This is a genomic window from Microbacterium sp. (assembly GCF_049661145.1).
Lineage (GTDB): Bacteria > Actinomycetota > Actinomycetes > Actinomycetales > Microbacteriaceae > Microbacterium.
This window is the reverse complement of sequence record NZ_JBASZT010000033.1, coordinates 1-2,609: the sequence shown is the minus strand read 5'-3', so window position 1 is coordinate 2,609 and position 2,609 is coordinate 1. Positions and strand designations below refer to the sequence as shown.

The 2,609-nt window shown below is 72.7% G+C and carries 1 protein-coding gene; it reads left to right on the top strand.

Annotated elements, in window-relative coordinates; all coding sequences use genetic code 11:
* Positions 1-26: 26 nt before the first annotated feature.
* Positions 27-2,609, top strand: a 2,583-nt coding sequence (locus WBP48_RS01465; RefSeq protein ID WP_424435005.1) for an Ig-like domain-containing protein, incomplete at its 3' end; no start/stop codon positions are given.

Sequence of the window (2,609 nt, the reverse complement as noted above, 5' to 3'; positions counted from 1 at the left end):
GCCTCACGCTCGACGTCGCGCCGCACGTGACCGGCACCGCGGGCGACCTCGCCCTCACGGCGGCCCGCGTGCTCGACGACGCCAACGCGACCGCGACGGTGGTGGGCGGCTCGACGCAGTTCGACTTCTCGGCGCCCGAATCGGGCGCCTACCGCGTCGCCGTCACCGTCTCCGGCGGCGGGCATGAGGCGACCGGCACCGCGCGCATCACCGTCCTCGACGACGATGCGCCGGCAGACCTCTCCACCGCGCCGACGGTCGCCTTCGTCCGGCCACAGGCCGACGCGACCGTCGATGTCATCGCCGCCGTGTCGAACCCGACCGGTCGCGTGCTTCTGCTCAGCGACGTCGTGACGCACGCGGCGTCCGATGCCTCGCTGATGGCCGATTCCGTGGGGCAGGGTCAGTTGCGGGTGTCGGGATCCACCGATTCCGGGCAGTCGGGTCTGCTCGGCACGGTCACCTACCGGGTCTCGGACGGCACCGACGATGAAGGATCGCAGGTCGTGGGTGAGGCGACCGTGTTCCTGCTGCCGTCCGCGTCCGAGGTGGCGCCGATCGCCGTCGACGACAGTGTTGTGGTCCGCGCCGGCGCGCAGGTGGATATCCCCGTGCTGGCCAACGACGTCGCCGCCGCAGGTTCGCGCCCGCGCCTGGACCCTGAGTCGATCGACTCATCGTCGTCTGTGGCGCTGGCGTTCGCCTCCGGCGATCTCGTGCGCTACCTCGCACCCGAACAGCCCGGGCAGTACACGATCGGCTACCGCGCGTTCACGACCGGCGCGCCGGCGCTCGGTGACGCCGCGAGGGTCCAGGTGCGGGTCGTGGCCGACGACGCCAACCGCGCGCCGCTGCCGGAGCAGCTGTCGGGGCGGGTGCTGAGCGGCCTGTCGACCACGATCCCCTTCGACGGATTCGGCATGGACTCCGACGGCGACGTCGTCCGGCTCGACCGCATCATGACGCAGCCCACCCATGGCTCGGCCGTCATCTCGGCCGACGGCACGGCCATCGTCTACACGAGCCTCGCCGGCACGAACGGACAGGACGCATTCACCTATCGCGTCGTCGACCCCTTCGGCGCGACGGGCGTCGGCACCGTGCGCATCGGCGTCCGGGCCGGTGGCGCCGATCCCGCCCCCATCGCCCACACCGACTACGTCCACGTGCAAGCCGGCGCCGACAGCATCATCCGGGTGCATCCGCTCGCGAACGACGTCGATCCCATGGAGGGGCGGCTGAGCCTCGTCGCGGTCCGCCCCGACGTGCCCGAGCCGGCACCAGGGCCGACGCCTGACGGCGGCCGTCCGCCCGAGTTCGCGCGGTTGCTGGACCGCATCGTCTCGATCACCGATGACACCGTCACGATCGAGGCGGGCACCGAACCCGGCGTGATGTCGTTCCTCTACGACGTCGAGTCGTCGTCGGGAAACACCGCGCGGGGGCTGGTCGTCGTCAAAGTCGTCGCGCAGCGCGTGCCCGACTACCCGGTCGTCGCCGACACCGTGCTGACGCTCGAGAACCGGGAGGATCTCGCCGCGGGCATCGACGTGCTGGGCGACAACGTGCTCTGGTCGGGCGGGGACGCCGACGAACTCGCCGTCGGGTTGTGGGGTCGGCCCGAGGGGATCGTCGTCGACGGCTCGCGGCTGCGCGGCGAGGTCGATGACGCGGCACGGCTGATCCCGTTCTCGGTGACGGGCGAGACTCCCACCGGACCCGTGACGACGTACGCGTTCCTGCGGGTCCCGGCGGCATCGCAGGTCGCGCTCTCGCTGCGCCCCGGCACCGACCCGCTGACCGTGGCGGAGGGCGAACAAGCGGAAGCCGATCTCGCCACGCTCGTCGCGATCCCTCGAAACGCGACGCTCGAACTCGGACCCGAGGTGCGGGCGGCGGGCGCGAGAACATCCGCGACGTGCACGTTCGTCTCCGGGACGACCGTCCGCTACGACGCCGGCGCCGATGCGCCCTGGACCGATGCCTGCCTCGTGCCGGTGCGGCTGGTGGGGCAGGACGGCTGGACGGTGCTGTCGGTTCCGGTCGTCGTCACCCCGACCGACCCGCACCCGACGCTCGTGCCGGCCTCCCTCGACGTCGCGCCAGGACAGACGCACGTGTTCGATCTCGCCGCGATGACCGCCTGGCAGGGGCGCCAGGAGGCGATCGAGTACCGGATCGCGGATGCCGCGGCATCCTTCGACGTCGTCCTCGACGGCGCCCGGCTCACCGTGCGCGGTCACGACGATGCGTCGCCCGGCGTCGTCGAGGGCGTCGTCGTCGAGGTCACGAGCCACCCCGGTGTCACGCCCGCCCGCATCGCACTGCGCGTGGCGGCGGCGCCTTCGACGCTGCCGCAGGGGGGCTCGGCGCAGCAGCAGTGCAGCCAGGCCTCGGGCAGTTCGTGCACGATCGAGGTCGTCGGCGCGCCCGGAGAGGTCAACCCGCTGCCGGGGACACCGCTCGAGGTCGTCGGGGTCGCGCCGGCCGGGGCGTGCACCGGCGTGACCTTCACCGTCGCGTCGCCGACGGCGGTGACGGCGAGTTGGACGCCCGATGCGCCCGGAGCGCGGTGCGCCGCGACCTTCACCGTCCGCGACGCGCAGGGC